This is a genomic window from Streptomyces virginiae (assembly GCF_041432505.1).
Classification (GTDB): domain Bacteria; phylum Actinomycetota; class Actinomycetes; order Streptomycetales; family Streptomycetaceae; genus Streptomyces; species Streptomyces virginiae_A.
In genome coordinates, this window is sequence record NZ_CP107871.1 from 6,752,484 (window position 1) to 6,777,728 (window position 25,245).

18 protein-coding genes and 1 riboswitch are annotated in these 25,245 nt (G+C 74.7%); of the genes, 9 read left to right on the forward strand and 9 right to left on the reverse strand.

From position 1 onward, the window contains the following. Positions 1-15 precede the first annotated feature (15 nt). From OG624_RS31290 to OG624_RS31300, 3 genes are all read right to left on the reverse strand, one after another. The gene (locus tag OG624_RS31290; RefSeq protein WP_033218006.1) at positions 16-2,025 is read right to left on the reverse strand and encodes an ABC transporter ATP-binding protein; all 2,010 of its coding nucleotides are present in this window, start codon (positions 2,023-2,025) and stop codon (positions 16-18) included. Between the two features lie 291 nt (positions 2,026-2,316). Next, positions 2,317-2,709 carry a hypothetical protein gene (locus OG624_RS31295; RefSeq protein WP_033218007.1) on the reverse strand — a complete coding sequence of 131 codons (393 nt, stop codon included), beginning with the start codon at positions 2,707-2,709 and terminating at the stop codon, positions 2,317-2,319. A gap of 124 nt (positions 2,710-2,833) precedes the next feature. Further along, positions 2,834-3,064, reverse strand: coding sequence for a hypothetical protein (locus OG624_RS31300; RefSeq protein ID WP_033218008.1), 231 nt, complete (start codon positions 3,062-3,064; stop codon positions 2,834-2,836). 183 nt (positions 3,065-3,247) lie between these two features. Between OG624_RS31300 and OG624_RS31305 the strand changes: the two genes are divergently transcribed. Further along, positions 3,248-3,469, forward strand: coding sequence for a hypothetical protein (locus OG624_RS31305; protein WP_030715088.1), 222 nt, complete (start codon positions 3,248-3,250; stop codon positions 3,467-3,469). Positions 3,470-3,575: 106 nt separating this feature from the next. Here the strand turns inward: OG624_RS31305 and cobN are convergent, their stop codons facing one another. Continuing rightward, the gene (gene cobN, locus OG624_RS31310; protein WP_033218009.1) at positions 3,576-7,193 is read right to left on the reverse strand and encodes a cobaltochelatase subunit CobN; all 3,618 of its coding nucleotides are present in this window, start codon (positions 7,191-7,193) and stop codon (positions 3,576-3,578) included. Positions 7,194-7,248: 55 nt separating this feature from the next. Then, a riboswitch (cobalamin riboswitch) is annotated at positions 7,249-7,353 on the reverse strand. A gap of 279 nt (positions 7,354-7,632) precedes the next feature. Here cobN and cobG point away from each other — a divergent pair. From cobG to OG624_RS31325, 3 genes are read left to right on the forward strand one after another with little or no spacing between them, the layout of a single operon-like run. Then, entirely contained in the window at positions 7,633-8,937 is a 1,305-nt protein-coding gene (gene cobG, locus OG624_RS31315; RefSeq protein WP_326749305.1) for a precorrin-3B synthase, read from the forward strand. Then, positions 8,934-9,581 carry a precorrin-8X methylmutase gene (locus tag OG624_RS31320; protein WP_030715079.1) on the forward strand — a complete coding sequence of 216 codons (648 nt, stop codon included), beginning with the start codon at positions 8,934-8,936 and terminating at the stop codon, positions 9,579-9,581. Before cobG ends, OG624_RS31320 begins: the two co-directional genes overlap by 4 nt. Continuing rightward, positions 9,578-11,074, forward strand: a complete 1,497-nt coding sequence (locus tag OG624_RS31325) for a precorrin-2 C(20)-methyltransferase (protein WP_161293693.1) — start codon at positions 9,578-9,580, stop codon at positions 11,072-11,074. Before OG624_RS31320 ends, OG624_RS31325 begins: the two co-directional genes overlap by 4 nt. 81 nt (positions 11,075-11,155) lie before the next feature. Here OG624_RS31325 and OG624_RS31330 read toward each other — a convergent pair whose 3' ends face one another. The 4 genes from OG624_RS31330 to cbiE form a co-directional block, all read right to left on the reverse strand. Next, a complete protein-coding gene (locus OG624_RS31330) occupies positions 11,156-11,725 on the reverse strand; it encodes a GNAT family N-acetyltransferase (protein WP_161293691.1) in 570 nt (189 codons plus the stop codon). 68 nt (positions 11,726-11,793) lie between these two features. Next, positions 11,794-12,573 carry a cobalt-precorrin-6A reductase gene (locus OG624_RS31335; protein WP_371640074.1) on the reverse strand — a complete coding sequence of 260 codons (780 nt, stop codon included), beginning with the start codon at positions 12,571-12,573 and terminating at the stop codon, positions 11,794-11,796. Beyond that, positions 12,563-13,312: a precorrin-4 C(11)-methyltransferase gene (cobM, locus tag OG624_RS31340; protein WP_033218014.1), complete on the reverse strand. Its 750-nt coding sequence runs from the start codon at positions 13,310-13,312 to the stop codon at positions 12,563-12,565. Before cobM ends, OG624_RS31335 begins: the two co-directional genes overlap by 11 nt. Continuing rightward, a complete protein-coding gene (gene cbiE, locus OG624_RS31345; RefSeq protein ID WP_371640891.1) occupies positions 13,309-14,565 on the reverse strand; it encodes a precorrin-6y C5,15-methyltransferase (decarboxylating) subunit CbiE in 1,257 nt (418 codons plus the stop codon). The genes cobM and cbiE overlap by 4 nt, the downstream gene beginning before the upstream one ends. Positions 14,566-14,754: 189 nt before the next feature. Between cbiE and OG624_RS31350 the strand changes: the two genes are divergently transcribed. After that, entirely contained in the window at positions 14,755-15,702 is a 948-nt protein-coding gene (locus tag OG624_RS31350; RefSeq protein WP_371640075.1) for an oxidoreductase, read from the forward strand. A gap of 207 nt (positions 15,703-15,909) precedes the next feature. On the opposite strand, the gene OG624_RS31355 is transcribed toward OG624_RS31350, so the two are convergent. Further along, on the reverse strand, positions 15,910-16,881 hold the full coding sequence (locus tag OG624_RS31355) for a trypsin-like serine peptidase (RefSeq protein WP_237545718.1): 972 nt from the start codon (positions 16,879-16,881) through the stop codon (positions 15,910-15,912). Between the two features lie 228 nt (positions 16,882-17,109). Between OG624_RS31355 and OG624_RS31360 the strand changes: the two genes are divergently transcribed. The 4 genes from OG624_RS31360 to OG624_RS31375 are packed head-to-tail and all read left to right on the forward strand — an operon-like array spanning position 17,110 to position 25,232. Beyond that, positions 17,110-18,411, forward strand: a complete 1,302-nt coding sequence (locus OG624_RS31360) for a hypothetical protein (RefSeq protein WP_371588703.1) — start codon at positions 17,110-17,112, stop codon at positions 18,409-18,411. Further along, positions 18,408-20,492: a VMAP-C domain-containing protein gene (locus tag OG624_RS31365; protein WP_371588704.1), complete on the forward strand. Its 2,085-nt coding sequence runs from the start codon at positions 18,408-18,410 to the stop codon at positions 20,490-20,492. The genes OG624_RS31360 and OG624_RS31365 overlap by 4 nt, the downstream gene beginning before the upstream one ends. A gap of 31 nt (positions 20,493-20,523) precedes the next feature. Further along, positions 20,524-21,657 carry an AAA family ATPase gene (locus OG624_RS31370; RefSeq protein ID WP_051763050.1) on the forward strand — a complete coding sequence of 378 codons (1,134 nt, stop codon included), beginning with the start codon at positions 20,524-20,526 and terminating at the stop codon, positions 21,655-21,657. Beyond that, positions 21,654-25,232 carry an SAV_2336 N-terminal domain-related protein gene (locus OG624_RS31375; protein WP_371640076.1) on the forward strand — a complete coding sequence of 1,193 codons (3,579 nt, stop codon included), beginning with the start codon at positions 21,654-21,656 and terminating at the stop codon, positions 25,230-25,232. The genes OG624_RS31370 and OG624_RS31375 overlap by 4 nt, the downstream gene beginning before the upstream one ends. The last annotated feature ends 13 nt before the right edge of the window (positions 25,233-25,245 follow it).

The window sequence follows — 25,245 nt, forward strand, 5'->3', positions numbered from 1 at the left end:
ACGGGCCCGCCCGTCTCAGGTGACCGAGTCGTCGTTCTGCGGTGCGGGCGACTGCCGGGGGATCGACGGCGACCGGCGCCGTGGATCGTGGCCGAACTGCTCGGCCTGCATCGCGTACATGGAGGCGTACCGGCCGCCCAGCGCCAGCAGTTCGTCGTGACCGCCCCGCTCGACGAGCCGGCCCTCGTGGAGTACGTAGATGACGTCGGCGAACCGCACCCCGGACATCCGGTGCGTGACGAGGACGACCGCGCGCTCGGGTCCGGCGAGGCCGCGGATGCTGTCGAAGGCGGCGATCTCCGCCTCCGGGTCGAGCGCCGACGTGGGCTCGTCCACCACCAGGAGGCGGGCGTCGCGGAAACGGGTGCGGGCGAGACCGAACTTCTGCCACTGCCCGCCCGACAGCTCCGAGGCACCCCTGAACACCCGGGCGAGCAGGGTCTCGTAGCCGTGCGGCAGCTTCTCGACGATCCGGTCGGCCCCGGCGTACCGGGCGGCGGCCACCACCTCCGAAGCCTGGTCGACGGCGCGCTCGGGGTCCTCCTTCCCCGGGCGTCCGATGGCGATGTTGGTACGGGCGGTCACCGGCCAGCGTTCGAAGTCCTGGGTGAGGAGCGCGACCCGGTCGAAGACCTGCTCCCGGTCGGCGTCCCGCACGTCCACCCCGTCCCAGGTGACCGAACCCGCGTCGGGCAGGTGCAGACCCGCCAGCAGTTTGACGAGGGTGCTCTTGCCGGAGCCGTTCTCGCCGACCAGCGCGACCACCTGGCCCGCCTCGATGGTGAGCGAGACCCCGCTGAGGGCGGGCTCGTCCCGGTCCGGGTAGCTGAAGTCCACGTCCCGCAGCCGCACCGCGGCGAGCCGCTCGGGCAGCGGGGCCCCGCCGGACGGGATGGCGCGGCGGGCCGCCTCGGCGACGAACCGTTCCAGGTCCCGTACGTACAGGGACTCCTCGTGCAGGGTGTTGGTGGTGGCCACGAGCGCCCCCAGGCTCGCCGAACCGGTGCGCACCGCGATCACGGCGGTACCGGCGACGGCGAGGTCCATCCGGCCGGAGACGATGAGCGCGCCCATCGCCCCGTAGGTGACCAGGGCCGCGAGGCCGGAGAGCGCGGCGGCCAGCAGTTCGGTGGCGGCCTTGTCCTTGGCGAGGCGGGTGGCCTCGCTCTCGGCGACCTCGGCCATGTTGCGGTAGTGGCCCAGCAGGTAGCGGCCGACGCCGTGCACCCGTACCTCGGGGGCCGACGTACGGGAGATCAGCAGCTGGCCGATGAGCCGGGCGGCCCGTACGTGCTCCACCCAGGTGATCATCGACAGGTAGCGGCGCTGCGCCACCCGCATCGCGCCCCAGCCGCGCGGGGCGGCGATCAGCAACAGCATCGGCAGCAGCAGGGGGTGCAGTACGGTCAGCACCCCGGCGGTGGCGATCAGGGAGATGACCCCGCCGAGGGTGGCCACGCAGGCGCCGACCGTGCGGCGGGCCGAGGGCGGACCCCACTGGGCACTGTCCAACAGCCGCCGGAACTCCCCGTCCTCGATGGCCTCCAGCTCCACCTCGACGGCGGCGCTCAGGTACTGCTCGTACGCGGCCCGTTCGACCTTGGGCTCCAGCCGTCCGGCGGCCGCCGTGGAACGGGCGGCGAGCACGGCCCCCAGGACGGCCACCAGCGCCCCGGCGGCGAGGGCGGGCAGGGCCGCGTACAGCCGGTCGGCGGCGCTGCCCTCGCTCAGCAGCGTACGGAACACATCGCTGATGACGAGCAGCCCGACGGCGGAGGTGACCCCTTGCCCGGCCTCGGCGGCGGCGACGGTGAGCAGGGCGGGCCGGTCGGTGTCCCAGGCGAGGCGCAGGGTTCCGCCGACCATGCGGGGCATGGAGCGCAGGGTGGTCAGCAGCCGCCCTTCGAGTGCGGCGTATTCGTGGTTGGACCAGCCGGCGTCGTAGCGCAGGGGCCCGCCGAAGAGGCGCCGTTCGCTCTCGGAGACGGCGGGCTCGGGGGCTTCGGGTCGCTTGAGGAGCCTCATGCGCGGCCACCCCCGCCCGGTGTCGGGTCGAACGCCACATGAACGTGCACGGATCGCAAGATTCCTCCCGAGGTGCCGCGGCTGCGCACTGACGCCGCAAGAACGTGGCTGCTCAGAGCGGCGTCACGGGACCGGGGGAACGAATACCCGCACACAGGTGCGACGACGCGCCGGACCCCATGCGCCGTGCGGAGCCCCGGCGTTCGAACCACCCGTAGGTGTCGATGCCCCCCTTCGAGGGATTGCGCGGGACGCGGCGGGGGGTGGGCCTTCGGCCGGTCGCCCGTCGGATCAGGCGGCCCGGATCGCCCGGTCGATCTCGGCCCCGGTCCGGGCCACGACGACGGGCCACTCGTCCCTGAGGGCCGCCGGCAGACGTGCGTGGTCCTCGTCCCGCCGGATCATGGTCGGCCCGCCCGGCACGATGAGCACGGCGCCCAGCCGCCGCAGCAGGTCGGCCAGGAGGTCCATGACCCCGCCCCCTCCGAAGCGGTTGAAGGTGATGCCGGTCGGATCGTTCAGGTACACCCCGGCCTCCTCGCCGTCCGCCGTACTCACCTGAAGGAAGCCGATCTCGGGGTCCCGGGCCACCACGTGGGGGCCGAGGATCTCGTGGGCGGCGCCCATGTCCAGCGACGCCGGCTCGCCGTTCTCGAAGCGGCATACGAAGATGTCGAAACTCATGGAGTCCATTCTGGCGAGGGGCGCGAGCTGCGGGGAGGGTGTGCGTGTTCTCGACTACAAGGATTCAGCGTGTCCGCGACGTGGCGGTGGAGAACGGGGGGCGGTCCACGAAGTGGTCCGGTGGTTACTCCTTCGCCTGGTGCAGCGGAGCTGGGACGGTCGCGCCGGATTCGGCGCGCTGGAGGTCGAGTTCGGTGTCGTCCTGGGGATGAAGCTCCCTCCGGGCTTCAGGGGGGACGCACTGTCCATCACCGAGGAATCGGTGGCCGCTGTCGATCCCGGCGTCGACGGCCTGCCGGGCCGGCTGTTCCTTCTCGCGGACGGAATCGTGCAGGGTGCACTTCGTGCGCTGCACGTCCGTGCACGTCTACCACTCCGAGCCCGACGGCGGGTCGGGGACGGGAACGGAGCCGCCCGGCCCCTGGGCTCCGTGAGTGTGGAGCGAGTCGAGCGCCCCGGGGTGTCGGAGCGTGGGGTGATTGTCGGATTGGGTTAGGTTTGCCCCGATATTCGTTTCGGGATTCCGAGAGGGACGCTCATGGCGATCGATCTGGACAAGGTGCTCGACAAGGCGTGGGCCGACAAGCCGCTCGCCGAGGTGCTCGCGGCACCCGTCGCCGCGCTCAAGGGCGTCAGCGACGAGGACGGCAAGTTGCTGCACCAGGCCTTCGGGGTCAAGACCGTCGCCGACTTCGGGCAGCTGAAGTACGTGCGCTGGGCCCAGGCCCTCGTCGCGCTGAACCAGACCGTCAAGGCGTAGTCACCCACCAGGTCCGCGTGCTCGGGGCGCGTGGGCCTGAACGAAAGAACCGTCCCCCTCACCCTTCGGCAGGGTGAGGGGGACGGCCTGTGTTCCGGGGAGCGGACTACTCCGACTCGCCCTCCAGGTTGCCCTCCGTGTCCAGGTAGACCTGGCGCAGGGATTCGAGGATCTGCGGGTCCGGCTTCTCCCACATGCCGCGCGACTCGGCCTCCAGCAGGCGCTCCGCGATGCCGTGCAGGGCCCAGGGGTTGGCCTCCTCCAGGAAGGCGCGGTTGGTCGGGTCCAGGACGTACGTCTCGGTGAGCTTGTCGTACATCCAGTCCGCGACCACGCCCGTCGTGGCGTCGTACCCGAAGAGGTAGTCCACCGTCGCCGCGAGCTCGAAGGCGCCCTTGTAGCCGTGGCGGCGCATCGCCTCGATCCACTTGGGGTTCACCACACGGGCCCGGAAGACACGCGAGGTCTCCTCGACCAGGGTGCGGGTCTTGACCGTCTCCGGGCGGGTGGAGTCACCGATGTAGGCCTCGGGAGCGGTACCCCGCAGGGCGCGGACCGTGGCCACCATGCCGCCGTGGTACTGGAAGTAGTCGTCCGAGTCCGCGATGTCGTGCTCGCGGGTGTCCGTGTTCTTCGCCGCGACCGTGATGCGCTTGTACGCCGTCTCCATCTCGTCCCGGGCGGGGCGGCCCTCCAGGCCCCGGCCGTACGCGTAGCCGCCCCACACCGTGTAGACCTCCGCGAGGTCGGCGTCCGTACGCCAGTCGCGGGAGTCGATCAGCTGGAGGATGCCCGCGCCGTACGTACCCGGGCGCGAGCCGAAGATACGGGTCGTCGCGCGCCGCTCGTCACCGTGCTCGGCCAGGTCCGCCTGGGCGTGCGCCCGGACGAAGTTCTGGTCGGCCGGCTCGTCCAGCGAGGCCGCCAGCCGCACCGCGTCGTCCAGCAGGCCGATGACGTGCGGGAACGCGTCACGGAAGAAGCCCGAGATGCGCAGCGTCACGTCGATGCGCGGGCGGCCCAGCTCGTCGAGCGGGATCGGCTCCAGGCCGGTGACGCGGCGCGAGGCCTCGTCCCAGACCGGGCGGACACCGAGGAGGGAGAGGGCTTCCGCCACGTCGTCGCCCGACGTGCGCATCGCGCTCGTGCCCCACAGGGACAGGCCCACCGAGGCCGGCCACTCGCCGTTGTCGGTGCGGTAGCGGGTGAGGAGGGATTCGGCCAGGGCCTGGCCCGTCTCCCACGCGAGGCGGGAGGGGACGGCCTTCGGGTCGACCGAGTAGAAGTTGCGGCCCGTCGGCAGGACGTTGACCAGGCCGCGCAGCGGCGAGCCCGAAGGGCCCGCCGGGATGAAACGGCCGTCCAGGGCGGCGACCACGTGGGCGATCTCGTCCGTGGTGCCGGCCAGACGCGGGACCACCTCACGGGCCGCGAACGACAGGACCGCCGCGACGTCCGCCGGGTGGTCCGCCGCGACCGAGGACACGGCGTCCAGGGACCAGTTCGCGTCCTCCATCGCCTGGACCAGGGCGCGGGCCTGCTCCTCCACCGTGTCCGCCGAGGTACGGGTGGCCTTGGACTCGTCCAGGCCGAGCGCCTCGCGCAGACCCGGAAGGGCCGTCGTACCGCCCCAGATCTGGCGGGCGCGCAGGATCGCGAGGACCAGGTTGACCCGGGCCTCACCGGTCGGCGCACCACCCAGGACGTGCAGACCGTCACGGATCTGGGCGTCCTTGACCTCGCACAGCCAGCCGTCGACGTGCAGCAGGAAGTCGTCGAAGCCGTCGTCGTCCGGGCGCTCCTCCAGACCGAGGTCGTGGTCGAGCTTGGCGGCCTGGATCAGCGTCCAGATCTGCGCGCGGATGGCCGGCAGCTTCGCCGGGTCCATCGCGGAGATCTGCGCGTACTCGTCCAGGTGCTGCTCCAGGCGCGCGATGTCGCCGTACGACTCCGCGCGCGCCATCGGCGGCACCAGGTGGTCGACCAGCGTGGCGTGCACCCGGCGCTTGGCCTGGGTGCCCTCGCCCGGGTCGTTGACCAGGAACGGGTAGATGAGCGGCAGGTCACCGAGGGCGGCGTCGGGCGCGCACGCGGCGGACAGGCCCGCGTTCTTGCCGGGCAGCCACTCCAGGTTGCCGTGCTTGCCCAGGTGGATCATCGCGTCGGCGCCGAAACCGCCGTCCTCGGCGCGCGCCTGGATCCACCGGTACGCGGCCAGGTAGTGGTGCGAGGGCGGCAGGTCCGGGTCGTGGTAGATCGCGATCGGGTTCTCGCCGAAGCCGCGCGGCGGCTGGATGAGGATGAGCAGGTTCCCCCGGCGCAGGGCCGCGAGGACGATGTCACCCTCCGGGTTGGCGGAGCGGTCCACGAACATGTTGCCCGGGGCCTCGCCCCAGTGCTCGGTGACGCTGTCCCGCAGCTCGGCCGGGAGCTGCGCGAACCACCGCTTGTAGTCGGCGGCCGGGATCCGGACCGGGTTCCGGGCCAGCTGCTCCTCGGTCAGCCAGTCCTGGTCGTGGCCACCGGCCTCGATCAGGGCGCGGATCAGCTCGTCGCCGTCGCCCGAGACCAGCCCCGGGATGCCCTCGGTCGGACCGAAGTCGTAGCCGCCGGCGATGAGGGTGCGCAGCAGCTCCACGGCGCTGGCCGGGGTGTCGAGGCCGACCGCGTTACCGATCCGCGAGTGCTTGGTCGGGTACGCGGACAGGACCAGCGCGACCTTCTTGTCGCGGCGATCGATGTGCCGCAGACGGGCGTGACGTACGGCGATGCCCGCGACCCGGGCGGCCCGCTCGGGGTCGGCGACGTAGGCGGGCAGGCCGTCCTCGTCGATCTCCTTGAAGGAGAACGGGACGGTGATCAGGCGGCCGTCGAACTCGGGCACCGCGACCTGCGTGGCGGCGTCCAGCGGGGAGAGGCCCTCGTCGTTCTCCTCCCAGGCGGCGCGCGAGCCGGTCAGGCACAGGGCCTGCAGGATCGGCACGCCGAGACCGGCGAGCGCGCCCGCGTCCCAGGACTCGTCGTCGCCGCCCGCCGAGGCGGTGGCGGGCTTGGTGCCGCCCGCCGCGAGGACGGTCGTGACGACCGCGTCGACCGACTCCAGCGCCGCGATCAGTTCCGGCTCGGGGGTGCGCAAGGAGGACACGTACAGCGGCAGCGCCTGGGCGTCGTGGCCCTCGATCGCGTCGCACAGGGCGTGCACGAAGGAGGTGTTCCCGCTCATCTGGTGGGCGCGGTAGTACAGCACCGCGATCCGCGGGCCCTCGGTGCGCTGCGGGGTGCGCTCCAGCGGCCCCCAGGTGGGGGAGGCCGCGGGCGGCTCGAAGCCGTGACCGGTGAGCAGGACGGTGTCGGAGAGGAACCGGGCCAGCTGCTCCAGGTTCGCCGGGCCGCCGTGGGCGAGGTAGCCGTGGGCCTCGGCCGCGATGCCGATGGGGACCGTGGAGGCCTCCATGAGCTGGGCGTCCGGAGCCTGTTCGCCGGTCAGGACCACGACCGGGCGGGTCTGGCCGGGGGCCAGGAGCAGGTCGAGGCCGTCCTGCCAGGCGCGGAGGCCGCCGAGGAGGCGTACGACGACCAGGTCGACCCCGTCGAGGAGGCCGGGCAGGTCGTCGAGGGGGAGACGGGAGGGGTTCGCGAACCGGTACGGGACGGGGCCGTCCGCCGTGTTCGCTGCGCGGGCGCTGAGCAGATCGGTGTCGGACGTCGACAGCAGCAGGATCATGCGGCGGCAGGCCTTCCTCGGGGTTTCCGCGCCCCGGGCAGTGTGAGGACAGCGGGAGTTCCTGACTCACCCCGGTCGCCGGATCGCTCCGCGGGGTTCACAGTGGCGGGACCGCGCCGGAATCGCACCGGGCTTCCTCCCATGTCGCCGTCCTCGGCGACGGCGGGCCGTGTGGTCCGCCGGAAGGTCATCTTAGGGGGCGGGTGGCTTCTGCCGGGTGGTGGGTCGTGTGCCGTGTGGTCCGCCGGGTGCGACGCCGTCGCCGGGGCTCTGCCCCGGACCCCGCGCCTCAAACGCCGGCGGGGCTGGGACGGGGCGGGACGGGGCGGGGTGCTGAACGGGGTGGGCGGGGCCGGAAGGGTGGCTTGGGCGGTGGTGGGGGCGAATGTCGCTGGTGGGGGTGGTGACGGACACAGGTCGCGGGCACCCGATCGTGGGTATGCTCGCGGCCATGCCCCAGCCCCCTTCCGCCGCATCGCGGGACGAACCCGTCATACGGGAGCGCGGTGACGCCTGCCCCGGTGCGCTGCGGCTGCACGCCGCGGACGACGGGTTCCTGGCGCGGGTCCGGGTACCGGCCGGGCTGCTCACCGTCGAGCAGGCCTCGGCGCTGGCGCTCGCCGCCGACCGGTTCGGGGACGGGCACCTGGAACTGACCTCGCGCGGCAACGTGCAGCTGCGCGGCCTGGCCGACGGGTGCGGCGCCGGGCTCGCCGAGCTGCTGGACCGGGCCGGACTGCTGCCCGCGCCGAGCCATGAGCGGGTACGGAACATCGTGGCGACGCCCCTGTCCGGCCTGGACGGACCCGACCGGCCCGACGCGTCGGCCTGGGCCGTGGAATTCGACCGGCTGCTGTGCGCCGCCCCCTGGGCGGCCGCGCTGTCCGGGCGGTTCCTGTTCGCCTTCGACGACGGCCGCGGCGACGTGGCCGCGCTCGCCCCCGACGTGACCGTGCTCGGCCGCTCCCGGGGCCGGGCACTGGTTCGGCTCGGTCGGTCCGACGACGCCGTGGAACTCGCCGGGCAGGACGCCCCGCGGGCGGCGCTGCTGGCCGCCCGATACTTCCTCGACGCCGCCGCCGAAGCCGGTACGCAGGCCTGGCGGGTGGCCGAACTGCCCGCCGAACACGCCCTGGACGAGGTCGAGTTCGTCCGCCGTCTCGACGCCGCCGGTATCGCCGCCGAGACCGCCCGCGCCGTGGATCGGCCATACGCGCCGCCGCCCCGGCCCTCGCGCACGGGCGGGCACGACCGCGCCACCCTGTGCGTGCTGCCCCCGCTCGGCCGGATCGACTCCGCCCAGTGGCGGGTCCTGGTGGAGGTCGCCGACGAGGGCAGCGGCCGGCTGCGCGTCACCCCGTGGCGCAGCGTCGTCCTGCCCTCGGCGGGTGAGCGGGCCGCCGCCCGCATCGAGGCGGTCGGCCTGGTCCTCACCCCCGACAGTCCCTGGGAGAACGTCACCGCCTGTACGGGACGGCCCGGTTGCGCGAAATCCCTCGCGGACGTACGCGCCGACGCGCGGGCCGTCGCCGACCGGGCGCGCGGTCCGCTGCCCGTGCACTGGTCCGGCTGCGAGCGCCGCTGCGGGCATCCGCGCGGCACCGCCTGGGTGGATCTGGTCGCCACCGGCTCCGGATACCGGCTCGCCGCACCCGGCCGCCCCGTACGCGACGACGTACGGCCCACCGAACTTGCCGCGGCACTCGCGGACGCCCGCACCGACCCCGACGTAGTGAAGAAATGAGCGAGTACACCGTGTTTGAGTACGAGAAGGACGGCGCGGCCATCTACCGCCAGTCCTTTGCCACGATCCGCGCCGAGGCGGACCTCTCCGGGCTGCCCGACACGGTCGCCCAGGTCGCGGTGCGCATGATCCACGCCTGCGGAATGACCGACCTCCCGCAGGACCTCGGCTACACCCCCGAGGTCGTGCTGCGCGCCCGCGCGGCGCTGGAGGCGGGCGCGCCGATCCTGTGCGACGTGCAGATGGTCGCCAGCGGTGTCACCCGTAAGCGGCTGCCTGCCGACAACGACGTGATCTGCACGCTCTCCGATCCGGCCGTACCGGAACTCGCCGCGAAGATGGGCACCACGCGCAGCGCCGCCGCCCTGGAGGTCTGGCGCGACCGCGGCCTGCTGGAGGGCTCGGTCATCGCCGTCGGCAACGCGCCGACCGCCCTGTTCCGGCTGCTGGAGATGATCGAGGAGGGCGCCCCGCGCCCCGCCGCCGTCATCGGGGTCCCGGTCGGTTTCATCGGCGCCGCCGAGTCCAAGGACGCCCTCGCCGCCCACCCCTCGGGCCTCGACCACCTGATCGTGCGCGGCCGGCGCGGCGGCAGCGCGATGGCCGCCGCCGCCCTCAACGCCATTGCGAGCGTGGCCGAATGAGCGACATCGCCAAGGGCCGGCTGTACGGGGTCGGGCTCGGCCCCGGCGACCCGTCGCTGATGACCCTGCGCGCCGTCGAGGTGATCGCCGAGGCCGATGTCGTGGCCTACCACAGCGCCCGCCACGGCCGTTCCATCGCCCGCTCGATCGCCGCGAAGCACCTGCGCGCCGACCACGTCGAGGAACCGCTGGTCTACCCGGTCACCACCGAGACCACCGACCACCCCGGCGGCTACCAGGGGGCGATGGAGGAGTTCTACGAGGCCGCCGCCGCCCGGCTCGCCGCGCACCTGGACGCCGGCCGGACCGTCGCCGTGCTCGCGGAGGGCGACCCGCTCTTCTACGGCTCGTACATGCACATGCACAAGCGGCTCGCCGACCGGTACGAGGCCGAGGTCATCCCCGGCGTCACCTCCGTCAGCGCCGCCGCCGCCCGGCTCGGCACCCCGCTCGTCGAGGGCGAGGAGGTGCTGACCATCCTCCCCGGCACCCTGCCCGAGGAGGAGCTCACCGCCCGCCTCGCCGCCACCGACTCGGCGGTCGTGATGAAGCTCGGCCGGACCTTCCCCGCCGTCCGCCGCGCGATGGAGAGCAGCGGCCGGCTCGCCGAGGCCCGCTACGTCGAGCGGGCCACCATGGCCGGCGAGCGCACCGGACTCCTCGCCGACATCGAAGCCGACAGCGTGCCGTACTTCGCCGTCGCCGTGCTCCCCAGCCGCATCGGCAACCCGGGCAGCGTCCCGTCCGGCCCCGGCGAGGTCGTCGTCGTCGGCACCGGCCCGGCCGGCCCGCTGTGGCTCACCCCGCAGACCCGGCGCGCCCTCGCCGACGCCGAGGTCCTGGTCGGCTACACCACCTACCTGGACCGGGTGCCCGTCAAGCCGGGCCAGATCCGCCACGGCTCCGACAACAAGGTGGAGTCGGAGCGCGCCGAGTTCGCCCTCGACCTCGCCCGGCGCGGCAAGCGGGTGGCCGTGGTCTCCGGCGGCGACCCCGGTGTCTTCGCGATGGCCACCGCCGTCCTGGAGGTGGCAGGGCAGGCCGAGTACAAGGACGTGCCGGTACGGGTCCTGCCGGGGGTGACCGCGGCCAACGCGGCGGCCGCCGCGGCCGGTGCCCCGCTCGGCCACGACTACGCCACCATCTCGCTCTCGGACCGGCTCAAGCCCTGGGAGGTCATCGCGGAGCGGCTGCGCGCGGCCGCCGCGGCCGACCTGGTGCTCGCCCTCTACAACCCGGGCTCGCGCAGCCGGACCTGGCAGGTGGCCCAGGCCCGGGAGCTGCTGCTGGAACTGCGCTCGCCCGAGACCCCGGTGGTCGTCGCCCGCGACGTCGGCGGCCCCGAGCAGTCGGTGCGGATCGTCACGCTCGCCGAACTGGAGCCGTCCGAGGTGGACATGCGCACGATCCTGCTGATCGGCTCCTCGCAGACGCAGGTCACCGAGCGGGCCGACGGTTCGAGGATCACCTGGACGCCGCGCCGCTACCCGTGACCGGGTGAGGCGGGACGCGGCGGTACACGCGGGAAGGCCCGGTGCGACGAGCGCACCGGGCCTTCCCCGTACGGGTCCGTCTCAGCGGGAGCCCGGCGCACCGCCCGCCGCTGCCGGCGCCGCGTCCCGTTCCAGCCGGAACAGCACGTTCGGACGCAGCGGCCCTTCGGGCGCGTCGGGATCGTCGAAGTCGTCGGCCGGGTTCCGGGTCATCCCGATCTTCCGCATCACCGCCTGGGAGCGGAGGTTGCCGGCCGTGGTCACGGCGAGGAGCTCGGGGAGCCCCAGCGTGTCGAAGCCGTGGGCCACGACCGCCCGAGCGGCCTCGGTGGCGTAACCCACCCCCCAGGAGGCACGGGCGAGCCGCCAGCCGATCTCCACCCCGGTGAACGGCATGCCGTCGTCCACGTCGTCCATGCCCGCGAAGCCGATGAACTCACCCGTGGCCCGGACCTCCACGGCCCACCAGCCGTAGCCCCGCCGGTCGAACGCGGCCCGGAACCGCACCAGGGAGGCCTCGCTCTGCTCACGGGTGAGCGGGTCGCCCAGATGCTCCCGTACCTCGGGATCGGCGTTCATCGCCGCCCAGGGATCGAGGTCGGAGTCCCGCCAGGGGCGCAGGACGAGGCGTTCGGTGTGCAGCACGGTCATGCCGTCCACCCAACGTGACCCGGCCCCAGCAGGCAATTCCTTTTCCCCAGGGCAGAACCGGAGCCTCGCTACCGGCTCGTGGCGAGCCAGTCCCGCGCGGCCTCGACGGAGCCCATCTGCGGTACGCCCGCCGGCACCGCCGGGCGGCGTACGACGAGCACCGGGACACCGGCCTCGCGGGCCGCGGTGAGCTTGGGGGCGGTGGCCGAGCCACCGCTGTCCTTGGTGACCAGGACGTCGATCCGGTGCCGGGCGATCAGCTCCCGCTCGTCGTCCAGGGTGAACGGGCCCCGGTCCAGGAGCACTTCGAGGCGCGGCGGCACCGGCGGCGCCGGCGGGTCCACCGAACGCACCAGGAACCAGGTGTCGGTGAGGTGCGCGAAGGTGTGCAGGCCCATCCGGCCGGTGGTCAGGAACGCGCGGGAGCCGAGGGCGGGCAGCCGGTCGGCCGCCTCGTCGAGGGAGTCCACGAAGGTCCAGCGGTCGCCCGACCGCGGCGTCCAGCCCGGCCGCCGCAGTGCCAGCAGCGGGACGCCCGTGCGGGCGGCCGCCCCGGCCGCGTTGAAGCTCATCCGCTCCGCGAAGGGATGGGTGGCGTCCACGACATGGGTGACGTCGTGGGCGACGATCCAGGCCGCGAGGCCCTCGACGCCGCCGAAGCCACCGACACGGGTCTCGCCGGGCGGGAGCACGGGCGAGGCCACCCGGCCCGCGAGCGAGGTGGTCACCCGGCCCGAGGGGGCGGCCGCCAGCGCCTCCGCGAGGCGGCGGGCCTCCGTCGTACCGCCCAGGATCAGGACGTGGCGGGCCGGGCGGCCGTCCGGGCGGGGGTCCGACTCAGCAGACATGCCGGTCACGCTCGGGCGAGTACAGGTGGCTGTCGCGGAACTGCTCCGCGCCCAACGTGCGGCCCACCACGATGACGGCGGTGCGCACCAGCCCGTGCTCCTTCACCTGCGGCGCGATGTCGGCCAGGGTGCCGCGCAGGATCAGCTCGTCGGGGCGCGAGGCCATCGCCACGACCGCCACCGGGCACTCGGCCCCGTAGTGCGGGAGCAGCTCGTCGACGACCCGGTCCACGTAGCGGGTGGCCAGGTGCAGCACCAGCAGGGCGCCGCTGCGGCCCAGCGTGGCCAGGTCCTCGCCCGGCGGCATCGGCGTGGCCTGCTGGGCGATCCGGGTCAGGATCACCGTCTGCCCGACGGTGGGGACGGTCAGTTCCCGCTTGAGGGCGGCGGCCGCCGCGGCGAAGGCCGGGACGCCCGGGACGACCTCGTAGGGGATGCCGGCCGCGTCCAGCCGCCGCATCTGCTCCGCGACCGCGCTGAAGATCGACGGGTCGCCGGAGTGCAGCCGCGCCACGTCCTGGCCCGCCGCGTGGGCCCGTACGTACTCGGCGACGATCTCGTCCAGGTTCAGCTGCGAGGTGTCGACCAGGCGGGCGTCCGCGGGGCACTCGGCCAGCAGCTCGCGCGGCACGAGGCTGCCCGCGTACAGGCAGACGGGGGCGGCGGCCAGGGTCCGGGCGCCGCGCACGGTGATCAGGTCGGCGGCGCCGGGGCCGGCACCGATGAAGTACACGGTCATGTTCGATCCTTCTCCTCGGTCGACCCGGCGGTCGAGCCCTCCGACTTCGTCACGGACCACTGGGTGACCGGCATCGCCTGCCGCCAGCCCGTGAAACCGCCGACCGGCACGGCGTGCGCGACGGCGAGCTTGACCAGTTCGCCGCCGTGGCGCCGGTAGCGCTCGGCGAGCACCGCCTCCGACTCCAGGGTGACGGTGTTGACCACGAGCCGGCCGCCGGGGGCCAGCGCGTCCCAGACCGCGTCCAGCAGGCCGGGGGCGGTCAGCCCGCCGCCGATGAACACGGCGTCGGGGGCCGGCAGTCCGGCCAGCGCCTGCGGTGCGGCCCCGACGACCACGCGCAGGCCGGGGACGCCCAGCGCCGCCGCGTTCCGGGTGATGCGCCCGGCCCGCTCCGGGACGCGCTCCACGGCCACCGCCCGGCACGAGGGGTGCGTACGCATCCACTCGATGCCGATGGAGCCGGAGCCGCCGCCGATGTCCCACAGCAGCTCGCCGGGGGCCGGGGCCAGCGCGCACAGGGTCGCGGCCCGGACATGGCGCTTGGTGAGCTGCCCGTCGTGCTCGTACGCGGTGTCCGGGAGGCCCGGGGTCGCGCCGAGCCGCGGCGCGTCGTGGGTCGGGTCGCGGCGGCAGTCGAGCGCGACCACGTTCAGGGGGTCGCCGGGCGCGTGGTCCCAGGTGTCGGCGCGGCCCTCGTACGTGTCCTCGCGCTCGGACCCGAGCTGTTCGAGGACCCGCATCCGGCTCGGGCCGAACCCGCGCTCCCGCAGCAGTGCGGCGATCTCGCCCGGGGACGCGGCTCCGGCGCTGAGCACCAGCACCCGGCGTCCTTCGTGGAGCGCGGCCGCCAGCCGGGCCACCGGGCGGCCGACCACCGTGACCACCTCGGTGTCCTCCACCGGCCAGCCCAGGCGGGCGCAGGCGTAGGACACCGACGAGGGGTGCGGGTGGACCCGCAGGGACCGCGGCCCGAGTTCCTCGGCGAGGGCGCGGCCGATCCCGTAGAACATCGGGTCGCCGCTGGCCAGCACCGCGATCCGGCGTCCGGCGTGCTCGGCCATCAGCTTCGGTACGGCGGGCCGCAGCGGGCTCGGCCAAGCCACCCGCTCACCGGCGCACTCGGCGACCGGCAGCAGGTCCAGCTGGCGCGGCCCGCCGATCAGCACCTCGGCCGAGGTGAGAGCGGAGCGGCCGGCGGCGGAGAGCCCGGCCCAGCCGTCCGCGCCGAGGCCGACGACCGTCACGGGCATGGGGGGCGGCGGGGAGCTCACTGCGCGGTTCCTCGGGGACGGGAGCGGGAGGGGGTGAAGAGGGCGGACCCGCCGCAGCCTACTGGCCTGCGGATCCACGACCCGCGCCGCCCTGGCCCCGGCCCGGCGACAGCCCCGGAACACCCCCGGACTACCCTCGGTAACCCACTGCCTCACGAGGGAGCCGCCATGCCGGGCCGCAACGCCACGCACATCCCCGACCAGAGCGGCCGCGTCGCCGTCGTGACCGGGGCCAACAGCGGGATCGGGTACGTCACCGCCCGCGAGCTCGCCCGGGGCGGCGCCTCGGTGGTGCTGGCCTGCCGGAGCGCGGCCCGCGGCAGGGCCGCCGTGATCCGGCTGCGCGCGGAGGTCCCGCAGGCACGGGCGGAGTTCCTGCCGCTGGACCTCGCCGACCTGTCCTCCGTACGGGAGTTCGCCACCGCCTACGCGCAGCGGCACGCCTCGCTGGACCTGCTGATCAACAACGCGGGTGTGATGGCCCTGCCGTACGGGCGGACCGCCGACGGATTCGAGACGCAGTTCGGGGTCAACCACCTCGGACACTTCGCCCTGACCGGACTGCTGCTGCCGCGGCTGCGCGCCGCCGCCTCCGGGGCCCGGATCGTCAACGTCTCCAGCGGCTTCCACGTGCTGGGGCGGATCGACCCCGACGACGCGGGCCTCGCCGACGCGGGCGGCGAGCACGGCTACCGGCGCTGGATCGCCTACGGCCGCTCCAAGACCGCCAACCTGCTCTTCACCCACGAGCTCGCCCGCCGCTTCACGGCCGCCGGCTCCCCGATCACCGCCGTCGCCGCCCACCCCGGCTACGCCTCCAGCAACCTTCACTCCGGGGCGTCGAAGCTGGAGGGCCCCACCCTCACCTCGTGGGCGGCGGCGCTCGGCAACGCGGTCCTCGCCCAGCCCACCTCCTCGGGCGCCCTGCCCACCCTCTACGCGGCCACCGCGCCCGGGGTCGAGCCGGACGCGTTCATCGGCCCCCGGTTCGGCTGGCGCGGGGCGCCCGCCCGGTCCTGGCGGGCCGGCTGGACCCTCGACGACACGTCCGGCGAGCTGCTGTGGGCCGCCTCCGAGAAGCTCACGGGAGTCTCGTACGCCGCCCTGCCGCGCTGAGCGGATCGCGCCGGCGCCCCGGAACGAGTCCGCCCGCCCCCGGGTCGCCTCCGGGCGCCCCGGCTCGGGACTGCCGCGCGCGCCCCCCCCCGCACAGCAGAATCTGCGGCATGAACGACGACGAGCCGGACAACCACCCAGAAACCCGCGGCCGTCACGACCGCCCCGGCCGGGGACCGGGCCGGACCGGGCGAAGTCCGAGACCGCTCAGGACTTCGTGGAGCGCTCGTACAGGGCGCGGACCGCGTCGCCGAAGCGGACGCTGTACGAGGTCTCCTCGTCCCCGCCCCCGTCCCGGCCGCCGATCACGCCGACCAGGCTGCCGCGGCCGGTCAGGACCGGTCCGCCACTGGTCCCGTTGGGTACGTCCGCGCAGTCCAGCCGCACCTGCGTCGGCCCGGCCAGGACGGCCGTGTTCCGGCACTCCACCGGCTGCTCGGCGTAGTTCGGATAGCCCATGAGGCGGGCGGGCGACGGTAGTTCGGTTGCGAAGTCCATGGTCAGGGCGCCCGTGACGTCCTCCAACCGCTGCCCCGGATAGCCCGGCCGGCGCAGCCGGAGCAGGGCGACGTCGTGATCGGGATCCTGGCCCTCCGTCCAGCGCGGGTCCACGTCGATCCGGGTCGGCACCCAGATGCCGAACGGGGCCACCCCGTCCCGGTAGCCGGGCGCGAAGGCCAGGTTGGTGCGGAAGCCGCCGGCGTACACGCAGTGCGCGGCGGTGGCGATGAGGTCGCCGCGCGGGGAGTGCACCACCACGGCCGAGCAGTGGTGGTCGGGGTCGCCGTCGCCGCCCGGGGAGAACAGCGCGCCGACGGCAGGCTCGGCCGGGGCGGGCCGGGCCTCCAGGGGGTCGGAGGGCTGCCACCCGGCGTACCGCCAGTCCACCGCGCCGCCGCCGTCGGTGAAGGCCTTGTCGTCCTTCGGCGGCTCCGGGTCCTCCCGCACGATCCCGTCCAGCACCGCGGCCGCCGTCCTGTCGGCCCGCTCGGGGTCCTGCTGGTAGACGCCCTGCGCCGGATCGCCGTCCGCGCGGGTGGCGGCGATACCGCGCAGCTCCCAGGCGGCGTAGCCGACGCCCGCGAGGACCACGGTGCACAGCAGGCCGACGACCATGGAGCCTCGCGGGGCGGACCGGCGGCCCCGCTCCCGTTCCCGCCCGTCAACCTTGCCGACCATGTGGTACTCCCGCCCCAGACGCATTCAGACTCTTCGTTCGATGGGGGAGCGGCGGCCCGGGTTCCGACGGGAGGACGTGTCCGTGCTCACAGCCCCCGCCGCCGATTCCCCGGCCGGCGGCCCCCGATCCGCCCGCGCACGCCGAACTCGACGTTCCATGGCCCCTGTTACCCCCGTCGGGCTATGGTGCCGGGCGGGGGACGACTGCGCGAGGGGGGCCGGGCTGCGATGCGTTTTCTCTTTGTCCACGGTACGGGCGTACGGCGCGAGCGGCACGACACGTTGTTCGCCCTGGTCCGGGAACGGCTGACGGACAGATTCCACGGAGCGGCCGTCGAATCCTGCTACTGGGGTGACCGGTTCGGCGCGACCCTCGGCGCGGGCGGCCGCTCGGTGCCCGGAATGCGCCCCACCCCGCAGGACGCGCCCGACCCCGTGGACGCGGAGACGGCCGAGTGGGCGCTGCTGCTCGCCGACCCGCTGTGCGAGCTGCGGGTCCTGGCCGAGCTCGGCCGGCAGCCCGGCCCCGGCGAGCGCGACGACGGACACGCGGCCGACGCCGCCCACGCCGGCGAGGACGCGGACCACGACGACGGCTTCGCGATGCCCGGCGTACAGGCCGCCGGCCCCCGGGTGCTCGCCCTGCTGGAAGCCTTACCACCGGCACCGCCACGCACCGGGGACGAGCTCGGCGCCCTGCTGCACGGCACCGGCCTCGTCGCGGGCTTCGCCGCCGCCCTGGACTCCACCGCCGACTCCGCCGAGGCGGCCCGGGCCGCGGCCCGCGCCACCGACGAGCCGCAGGCCCGCGAGTTGGCCACCGCCCTCGCCCGGGCCGTGACCGCCACCGCCCTCGCCACCGCCGCCGTCACCGACGAGGCCGACTGCACCGCCGCCGAACGCGACCGCCTCGTCGAACTGCTCACCACCCGCCTCGGCGGCGACGGCCGGGTGCCGGGCGCCCGCGTGGCCGCCGTCCTCGGCCGGCTCGCCCTGCGGGTCACCACCCAGCCGCTCCTCGACGCCCGACGCGGCTCCCTCACCGTCGGCGCCACCCCCGTGCTCGGCGACATCCTGCGCTACCAGTCCCGCGGCCACGAGCTCCGCGACTTCCTGCACACCCGCATCACCGCCGATCCGGGGCCGACCGTACTCATCGGCCACAGCCTCGGCGGGATCGCCCTCGTGGACCTCCTCACCCTCGCCGCCGCCCGCGGCGAGGCCGTCCCCGGCGCCGAGCTGCTGGTCACCGTCGGCTCCCAGGCCCCCTTCCTCCACGAACTGGGCGCGCTGGCCGCGCTCGAACCCGGTGCGAAGCTCCCGTACGGCTTCCCGCGCTGGCTCAATGTCTACGACCGGCACGACGTCCTCTCCTACCTCGCCGAACCGGTCTTCCCCGGCGACGCGCGCGTCACCGACCACGAGATCCGCAGCCGCCAGCCCTTCCCTGCCTGCCACAGCGCCTACTGGAAACAGGACTCCCTCTACGAGCGGATCGAACAGGCGGTGACCGAGGCGGGGATCGGGTGACTTCCGCCGACTTCCTGCCCCCGGCCCTCGGACCGCAGCGCACCTTCGCGCTCGTCGCCGGGGTCGAGCGCTACGACATCAGCCACCGCTGGAACCTGCGGGGCCCGGCCCGCGACGCCCTGCGCTTCGCCCGGTGGCTGACCGGCCCCGCCGAGGTGCCGCCCGGCAACGTCCGGCTGCTGCTCTCCCCGCTCGACGAACCGGGCGACCTCGACTGGACGGACGCCCCGGCGATGACCGCCCTGCGCACGGCCTACCGGCCGGCGACCGAGGAGAACGTGAAATCGGCGCTCCTCGACGAACTCCCGCAGTGCGACGGCGACCTGCTGTGGATCTTCTGGGCCGGACACGGCTACCTCGGGCCGCGCCAGGAGCTGATGCTGCCCTGCGCCGACGCCCGCCCCAGTCAGATCAGGCACCTCAACCTCGACTCGGCGCTGCGCTGGTGGCGCACCGACCTCGTCAAACAACGCCGCTTCCCGCTCCAGGCCGCGCTCGTGGACTCCTGCCGGGTCGACGCGCCCCGCGACACCCGTTGGAACTTCGGCAACACCGACTACGGCGGCGGGAGTTCCGTCCCGGGCCGCAGGCAGTTCCGGCTCTACGCCTCCCGCGAGGGCGAGGTCGCGCAGAACGACGCCGAGCGCGGCGCCGGCCGGTTCACCGAGGCCCTGCTCGGCGAACTGGGCGGACGCTCCGTACGGGAGAGCGTCAGCGGGCTGCCCGGCGCCGCCCTCAGCATCCACCGCACCTTCCAGGAGCTGCGCGAACGCGGCGAGGGTTGGCAGCTGCCGCAGTTCATCGTCGACCGCGACTGGGACGCCTGCTCCTTCCTCGACGACGACCTGTCCCGGGCCGCACTGCCCCGGGCCGCCAAGCTCGACCAGGCGGCCTGGGACGGCCTCGGCACCCTCTTCGAGGGCCGCGAGCTGCCCCGCTGCGCCCACGAGGCCTACGCGTGGGCGTTCAAGGCGGCCGGCTGCACCACACCGGCGCACGCCGGCCTGCCGGGGGAGGGCCTGCTGGAGGTGGTCCAGGACCTGGACGAGCGGCAGGGCGGCCGAGGCGGGATGCCGCTGGCCGTGCCCTTCGTACGCTTCCTCGCGGACCGGGCCGCCACCGCGGGCGACACCCCGTGGGCGGACCGGCTCGGGGAGTGGGTGCGCGCCACCCGCGAGCGCCTCGCCCTGCCGGTGCTGCCCCCACCCCCGCCGCCCGCCCGGCGGACGGTCGTACACGTCCGGCTGGAGACACCGCCGGGCGGGGAGGCCGGATTCCTGGCCCGGATGTGGCTGCGCGGCGAACAGGTCCGACACATCTGGGAGTCGGAGGGAGCGCCGGTCGGACTGGACCGGGTACGGGAGGAGCTCGTACGGCAACTCGCCCTCATCGGCGATGCGTCGGAGCCCGACGGCGACGCCGGGCGGCAGGCGTACACCGCCGTGGACCGCGTCGAGTTCCACGTGCCGTACGAACTGCTCGACGCCGACTTCGACCAGTGGCCGGTGCCCCGCGGGCCGGCCGGCCGGCGCCGCGCCCTCGGCCTGCTCCACCAGGTGGTGGTGCGCTGCCCGCAGGAGCGCGCGGACACCCGGGCCGAGTGGCACGGCACCTGGCGCTGGCTGCACGCCCAGGGCGGCCGGCACCCCGACGCGGTCCGGATCGTCACGGACGACGAGGTCACCGACGCGCTCGGGATGGAACTGGCCGCGCAGCCACCGCCCGCCTGCGTCCTCGCGCACACCACGGCCGCCCCGCACGCCGGGCTGCTGGAAGCCGTACTCGAAGGCGGGCTCCCGGTGGCCGTATGGCGGCGCGGCGGCGGCCTGCCCGCGCCCGCCCTCCTCGACCTGCTGGCTCCGGCCGGGCCGGACGGCCGCCCCGACCCCGGCGCACTGGACGTGCTGGCCCTGCCCGCGCGCGTACGGGAGGTGCGCCGGGCGGCCGCCGTAGGCGCCGCGGGAGCCGCACGCGCCGCCGCGGGAGCCGCACACGCCCACCAACCGCCCACAGGGGGAGACCAGTTGGTGCTCCTGTGGGACGATCCCGACGACATGCCGGGCCTCCGGTCCCTGGCCTGACCCCGACCACCGACCGACGGCGGAACCGACGATGGAGGCAGAGGCAGTGGTGAAGGACTGGTGGCTGTACCACGGGACCGGCGAGGGCGCGGACCGGCGTGCCCGCCTGGAGGCCGGATTCCCGCCACCCTGGCGGGACTTCACCGGCGCCCCCGACCCCGGATACGCGCCGCCCGGGTGCGCGGGAGCGGCCTGGGAGCGCACCTGGCGGCGCGGCGAGGGCTACGTACCCGACGAACCGGAGAAGGACGTGGTCAACACGGCCCTGCACCTGCGCAGGCCGCTGCTCGTCACCGGGAAGCCGGGCGTCGGCAAGTCCACCCTCGCCTACAGCATCGCCTCCGACCTGAACCTGGGGCCCGTACTGCACTGGCCGATCACCAGCCGGACCGTCCTGCGGGACGGGCTGTACCTGTACGACGCCATCGGCCGCCTCCAGGAGGCCGGGCTGGAGCAACTGCGCACCCCGGGAGCACACCCCGCGGCGGTCGCGGCCACGCACCCGGCCGAACCCGCGACCACGAACGCGACCGCACCCGCGACCGTGCCCGCGCAGGACCCTCCTCCCTCCGCCCCCTCGATCTCCCGCTATCTGCGCCTCGGCCCCCTCGGTACCGCCCTGCTCCCGCAGGACCGCCCCCGCGTGCTGCTCGTCGACGAGATCGACAAGAGCGACATCGACCTCCCCGGCGACCTCCTCACCGTCTTCGAGGACGGCGGCTTCCTCATCCCCGAACTCGCCCGCCTCGCCCAGGAGGACCCCACCGTCGCCATCGGCACCGACGACGACCCCGACGCGGTCGTACGCATCGCCCAGGGCCGCGTCCAGTGCCGCTACTTCCCCATCGTCGTCCTCACCAGCAACGGCGAACGCGACTTCCCGCCCGCCTTCCTGCGCCGCTGCGTCCGCCTGCACCTGGAGCCGCCCGGCCCGGACAAACTCGCGCGCATCGTGCGCCGCCGGCTCGGTGTCGACATCGATTCCGGCGAGGAGTACCAGGACCTCGTCCAGGCCTTCCTCGACCGCGGCGAGGACGGCGACCTGGCCACCGACCAGCTCCTCAACGCCATCCAACTCCGCCTCGCCGGCGCCTGGTCCGCGCCCGCGGACCGCGAACGCTTCCTCGCCACCGTCATGCAGCACCTGACCGGGCCCACGGCGTGATCGAGAAGCTGCTCGCGGCCCTCGCCGACGGCAGCGTCCCGAGCACCGGCATCGGGGCGGAGGAGATCGCCGACATCCTGTGGCTGGCGGCCCGCGTGGACCCCGCCGGGGCCCACCCGCCCGGCGACCTCGGCGCCGACCCGCCGGGCGAGCGGCCGCCGCCCCCCGACCCCCCTGCACCCGAGGCCGGCCCCACCCCCGGGGCCGGCGCCCCGCCCGGCGGCGAGCCGGCCGTCCAGCTCTTCCCGGCCGCCCGCCGCGAGTTCGCCGGGAAACCGGCCGACGAGGCCACGGAACGCCGCGGCTCACCCCTGCGACTGCCCCGCGCCGCCTCCCTCGACGACCCGCTCGCCCTGATGCGCTCCCTGCGGCCCGTCGGTCGCCGCTCCATCGGCGGCCCGGGGGAGGAACTGGACGAGCAGCTCACCGTGGAACGCAGCATCGAGCGCATGGTGACGACCCCGGTCCTGCGCCCCGCCGAGAGCCGCTGGCTGGACCTGGCACTGGTCGTCGACACCCACCACTCCATGCTGCTCTGGTCGGACCACGTGGACGAACTCCGCCGCGTCCTGACCCGCAGCGGGGTCTTCCGCGACGTGCGCACCTGGCAGCTGACCGGGACCGGCCCCGGCGCGACCCCGATGGTCACCCACGGCCACGACGGCCCGCCCCGCAACCCCCTGGAACTGGCCGACCCGGCGGGCCGCCGGCTGATCCTCGTCCTCTCCGACACCGTCGCGGGCGGCTGGCGGGAAGCCCCGATGCGGAGCATGCTCCGGCACTGGTGCGCCCACAACGCCGTGGCCGTACTGAACGTCCTGCCCGAACGACTCTGGACACGCGGCGCCGTCCGGCCCGTCCCCTTCGCCGTCCGGGCCGACCGACCGGCCGCCGCCACCCGCTCCTGGCAGCGGGTCCCGGCCGCCCGCAGCGCCCGCGCCGGCCGTCGCCGCACCGCCGCCCCGCCCGGCCTCCCCGTGGTTCCCGTCGTTCCCGTGGTCGGGGTCGCCTCCGGCAGCCTGGCCAGGCTGGTGCGGGTGGTCTCCGGGGACGGCCGGTGGCGGCGCCTGGCCTGTCTGCGCCTGGACACCGAACCCGCCGCCGCGAGCGCCTCGGAGGATCCCGCCCCGGCCGGCGGCCTCAGCGCCCTGGACGTGGTGGAACGCTTCCGGGCGAGCGCCTCGCCGACGGCCCAGCGGCTCGCCGCCCACCTGGCCGCCGTACCGCTGACCCTGCCCGTGATGACCCTCGTACGGAGATCCCTGCTGCGCGACTCGGAGCACGGCCACCTCGCCGAAGTCGCCCTCGGCGGACTCTTCGAGACCTGGGAGGACGAACGGGACCCGGAGGAGGTGGAGTTCGAGTTCCTGCCCGGCGTACGGGAGGCGTTGCTCGGCTCGCAGCTGCGGGGGGACGTGGCCGCCGTACGGGAACTGGTCCGGCGCCGGGTCTGGGAGTTCATGTCCCGCAACCGGAGCACCGGCCCGGACTTCTCCGCGACTCGGGTCACCACGGGCCGGGACGGCGTGCGCCGCGTGGCCGAGGGAGCCCTGCCGTTCGCGGCGCGGCCCCCTCGGGAGCCGGGCCTGGCCGACCGGGTCGTCCGGGTCCGCCACGACGCCGTGCCCGAGCCGCAGGAGGTCGGCACCCTGCTGACGCCACGGCTGGTCCTCACGGTCGGCGACGCACCACCCGCGCCGGGCGCGGTGACCTGGGTGCGGCCCGCCGATCGGGAGATCCCCTGCCGCACGGTGTGGTCCGACGACGCGACGCCCCGGATGCTGCTGCTCCGGGCCGACGAGGACCTGGTGGACCCGGCCCTGTGCGCGCAGCCGCTGCCCTGGCTGTCGGCGGCGGACCACCACCGCGTGGACCGGCTACGGATCGACGGCCGCACCGACCAGGGGGACCCGCTCGCGCTGACCGGGGAGGCGGCCCCGCACGACGGCGGCCGTAACGGCGAACTCGTCCGGCTCTCCGGGGAACCGGAGGGCTGGACGCACTTCCGGGGCGGCCCGGTCTCCGTCGACGGCGCGCTGGTCGGCGTCGTCCACACGGTCTGGCGCAACCGCATGGTGTTCCTGCTGGCCGACGCCCTGCTGGAACAGCCGGGCTTCCGCGCGGCGCTGGAGGGATCCGGGCGGGCCGAGGACCCGGACACCGGGGTGTGCCTGGCGGTACTGCCCGGTGACGACGGCTTGATCCCGATCGGTAGTTCGCCGATCGCGGAGACCAGGGACATGCTGGTCGAGCTCATCTCGCGGGCCTGTGTCGGCGGGCGGCTGAGCGGTGGCCAGGGGGACGAGCCGCTGCTCGTCGCCGTGGAACCGCCCAGTGCCCACGCCAGGGCGGGCCACCTGCTGTCCGCGCTGCGCGGGGTCGCGGTCGGGTACGGAGACCGGTGGATGGAGGGGACGCATCCGTCCCTCGCCGTGGCCTTGGGCCTCGGGACGCGCGAGGCCGGCCGGCTGGTCCGGCATCCCGCGGTGCTCGAGCTGCTGCGGAGGACGGCCGCCTCCGGGACGCTGGTCCTCGCCGTGTCCCACCGCCTGCACGCGGACCTCGACGGACTGTTCGGGTTCCCCGACCCGGTCGAGCTGGAACGGGTGGGCACCGCGGACGAGGGCTGGGTGTCCGTCGCCCCGGAACCCGCCGCCGAACGGCTCGGGTACGCCCTGATGGAGGCCGACCGGCTCCTGGCCGAGACCGTCGACTGGCCGACCTGTGGGGTCGACGTGGCCGGGTCGGCGGCCTGCGCCGGCATCCGACTGCCCGGGTACGGGCGGTGCCTGGCGCACCTGGAGGCGCAGGAGGAGCGGGCCTACCTGGCGACCCTCGTCCCGGGAGCGCCGGTGGACCTGCGGGGCACCACCTTCGCGGACGGTCTGCTCCCACGCCTGCTCTCGGCGCTGGAGCCCCGCTCTTCGGGACCCGTCCGGCTGGGGCCCGCCGCCTTCGACCGGGCGCACTTCGTGGACGGCTGGAACCGGGTGGACGTCGAGTTCACGGACCGCGCCTCCTTCGTGCGGGCCGTGTTCAGCGGCCGGGCCGCGTTCGTGGGAGCGACCTTCACCGGCCCCGCCTCCTTCGACGGCGCGGTGTTCCAGGACGGCGGCGCCTTCGACCGGAGCCGCTTCCACGCGGCGAGCGGCTTCCGGCGTACGGTCTTCCGCGGCCCGGCGGCCTACACGAACGCCGTGTTCCACGGGGAGGTGTCCTTCGCGCGGGCCGTGCTGGAGGACGCCGCGGACCTGAGCGCCATGCACGTGGCCGGCGCGGCCGACCTCGCGGGCACCTCCTTCGGCGGTCGGGTCAGACTGAGCGGGACCAGGTTCGCCGGCCCCGTCACCTTCGCGTCCTCCACCTGGGAGCGTGAACTGACCAGTACCGACACCACGTTCGAGCAGCCGGTGGACTTCCGGGACGCGCTCTTCGGGAGCGGGGTCCACTTCCAGGGCGTGCGCTTCAAGAGCGACCCGGAGCCCCCGCTCCCCGGCTGGCCGGAACGCTGGAGCACCGAGGAGCGCCCGTACGGGGGCCGGGACATCCGACTGATCGCGGGCGGCGGCACCTGACAAGGCCGCCCGG

Bases quoted from the DNA above. Each gene is read 5' to 3' on its own strand.
- OG624_RS31290 (WP_033218006.1), bottom strand. From the start codon at position 2,025: ATGAGGCTCCTCAAGCGACCCGAAGCCCCCGAGCCCGCCGTCTCCGAG.
- OG624_RS31295 (WP_033218007.1), bottom strand. From the start codon at position 2,709: ATGAGTTTCGACATCTTCGTATGCCGCTTCGAGAACGGCGAGCCGGCG.
- OG624_RS31305 (WP_030715088.1), top strand. From the start codon at position 3,248: ATGGCGATCGATCTGGACAAGGTGCTCGACAAGGCGTGGGCCGACAAG.
- cobN (WP_033218009.1), bottom strand. From the start codon at position 7,193: ATGATCCTGCTGCTGTCGACGTCCGACACCGATCTGCTCAGCGCCCGC.
- cobG (WP_326749305.1), top strand. From the start codon at position 7,633: ATGCTCGCGGCCATGCCCCAGCCCCCTTCCGCCGCATCGCGGGACGAA.
- OG624_RS31320 (WP_030715079.1), top strand. From the start codon at position 8,934: ATGAGCGAGTACACCGTGTTTGAGTACGAGAAGGACGGCGCGGCCATC.
- OG624_RS31325 (WP_161293693.1), top strand. From the start codon at position 9,578: ATGAGCGACATCGCCAAGGGCCGGCTGTACGGGGTCGGGCTCGGCCCC.
- OG624_RS31330 (WP_161293691.1), bottom strand. From the start codon at position 11,725: ATGACCGTGCTGCACACCGAACGCCTCGTCCTGCGCCCCTGGCGGGAC.
- OG624_RS31335 (WP_371640074.1), bottom strand. From the start codon at position 12,573: ATGTCTGCTGAGTCGGACCCCCGCCCGGACGGCCGCCCGGCCCGCCAC.
- cobM (WP_033218014.1), bottom strand. From the start codon at position 13,312: ATGACCGTGTACTTCATCGGTGCCGGCCCCGGCGCCGCCGACCTGATC.
- cbiE (WP_371640891.1), bottom strand. From the start codon at position 14,565: ATGCCCGTGACGGTCGTCGGCCTCGGCGCGGACGGCTGGGCCGGGCTC.
- OG624_RS31350 (WP_371640075.1), top strand. From the start codon at position 14,755: ATGCCGGGCCGCAACGCCACGCACATCCCCGACCAGAGCGGCCGCGTC.
- OG624_RS31355 (WP_237545718.1), bottom strand. From the start codon at position 16,881: ATGGTCGGCAAGGTTGACGGGCGGGAACGGGAGCGGGGCCGCCGGTCC.
- OG624_RS31360 (WP_371588703.1), top strand. From the start codon at position 17,110: ATGCGTTTTCTCTTTGTCCACGGTACGGGCGTACGGCGCGAGCGGCAC.
- OG624_RS31370 (WP_051763050.1), top strand. From the start codon at position 20,524: ATGGAGGCAGAGGCAGTGGTGAAGGACTGGTGGCTGTACCACGGGACC.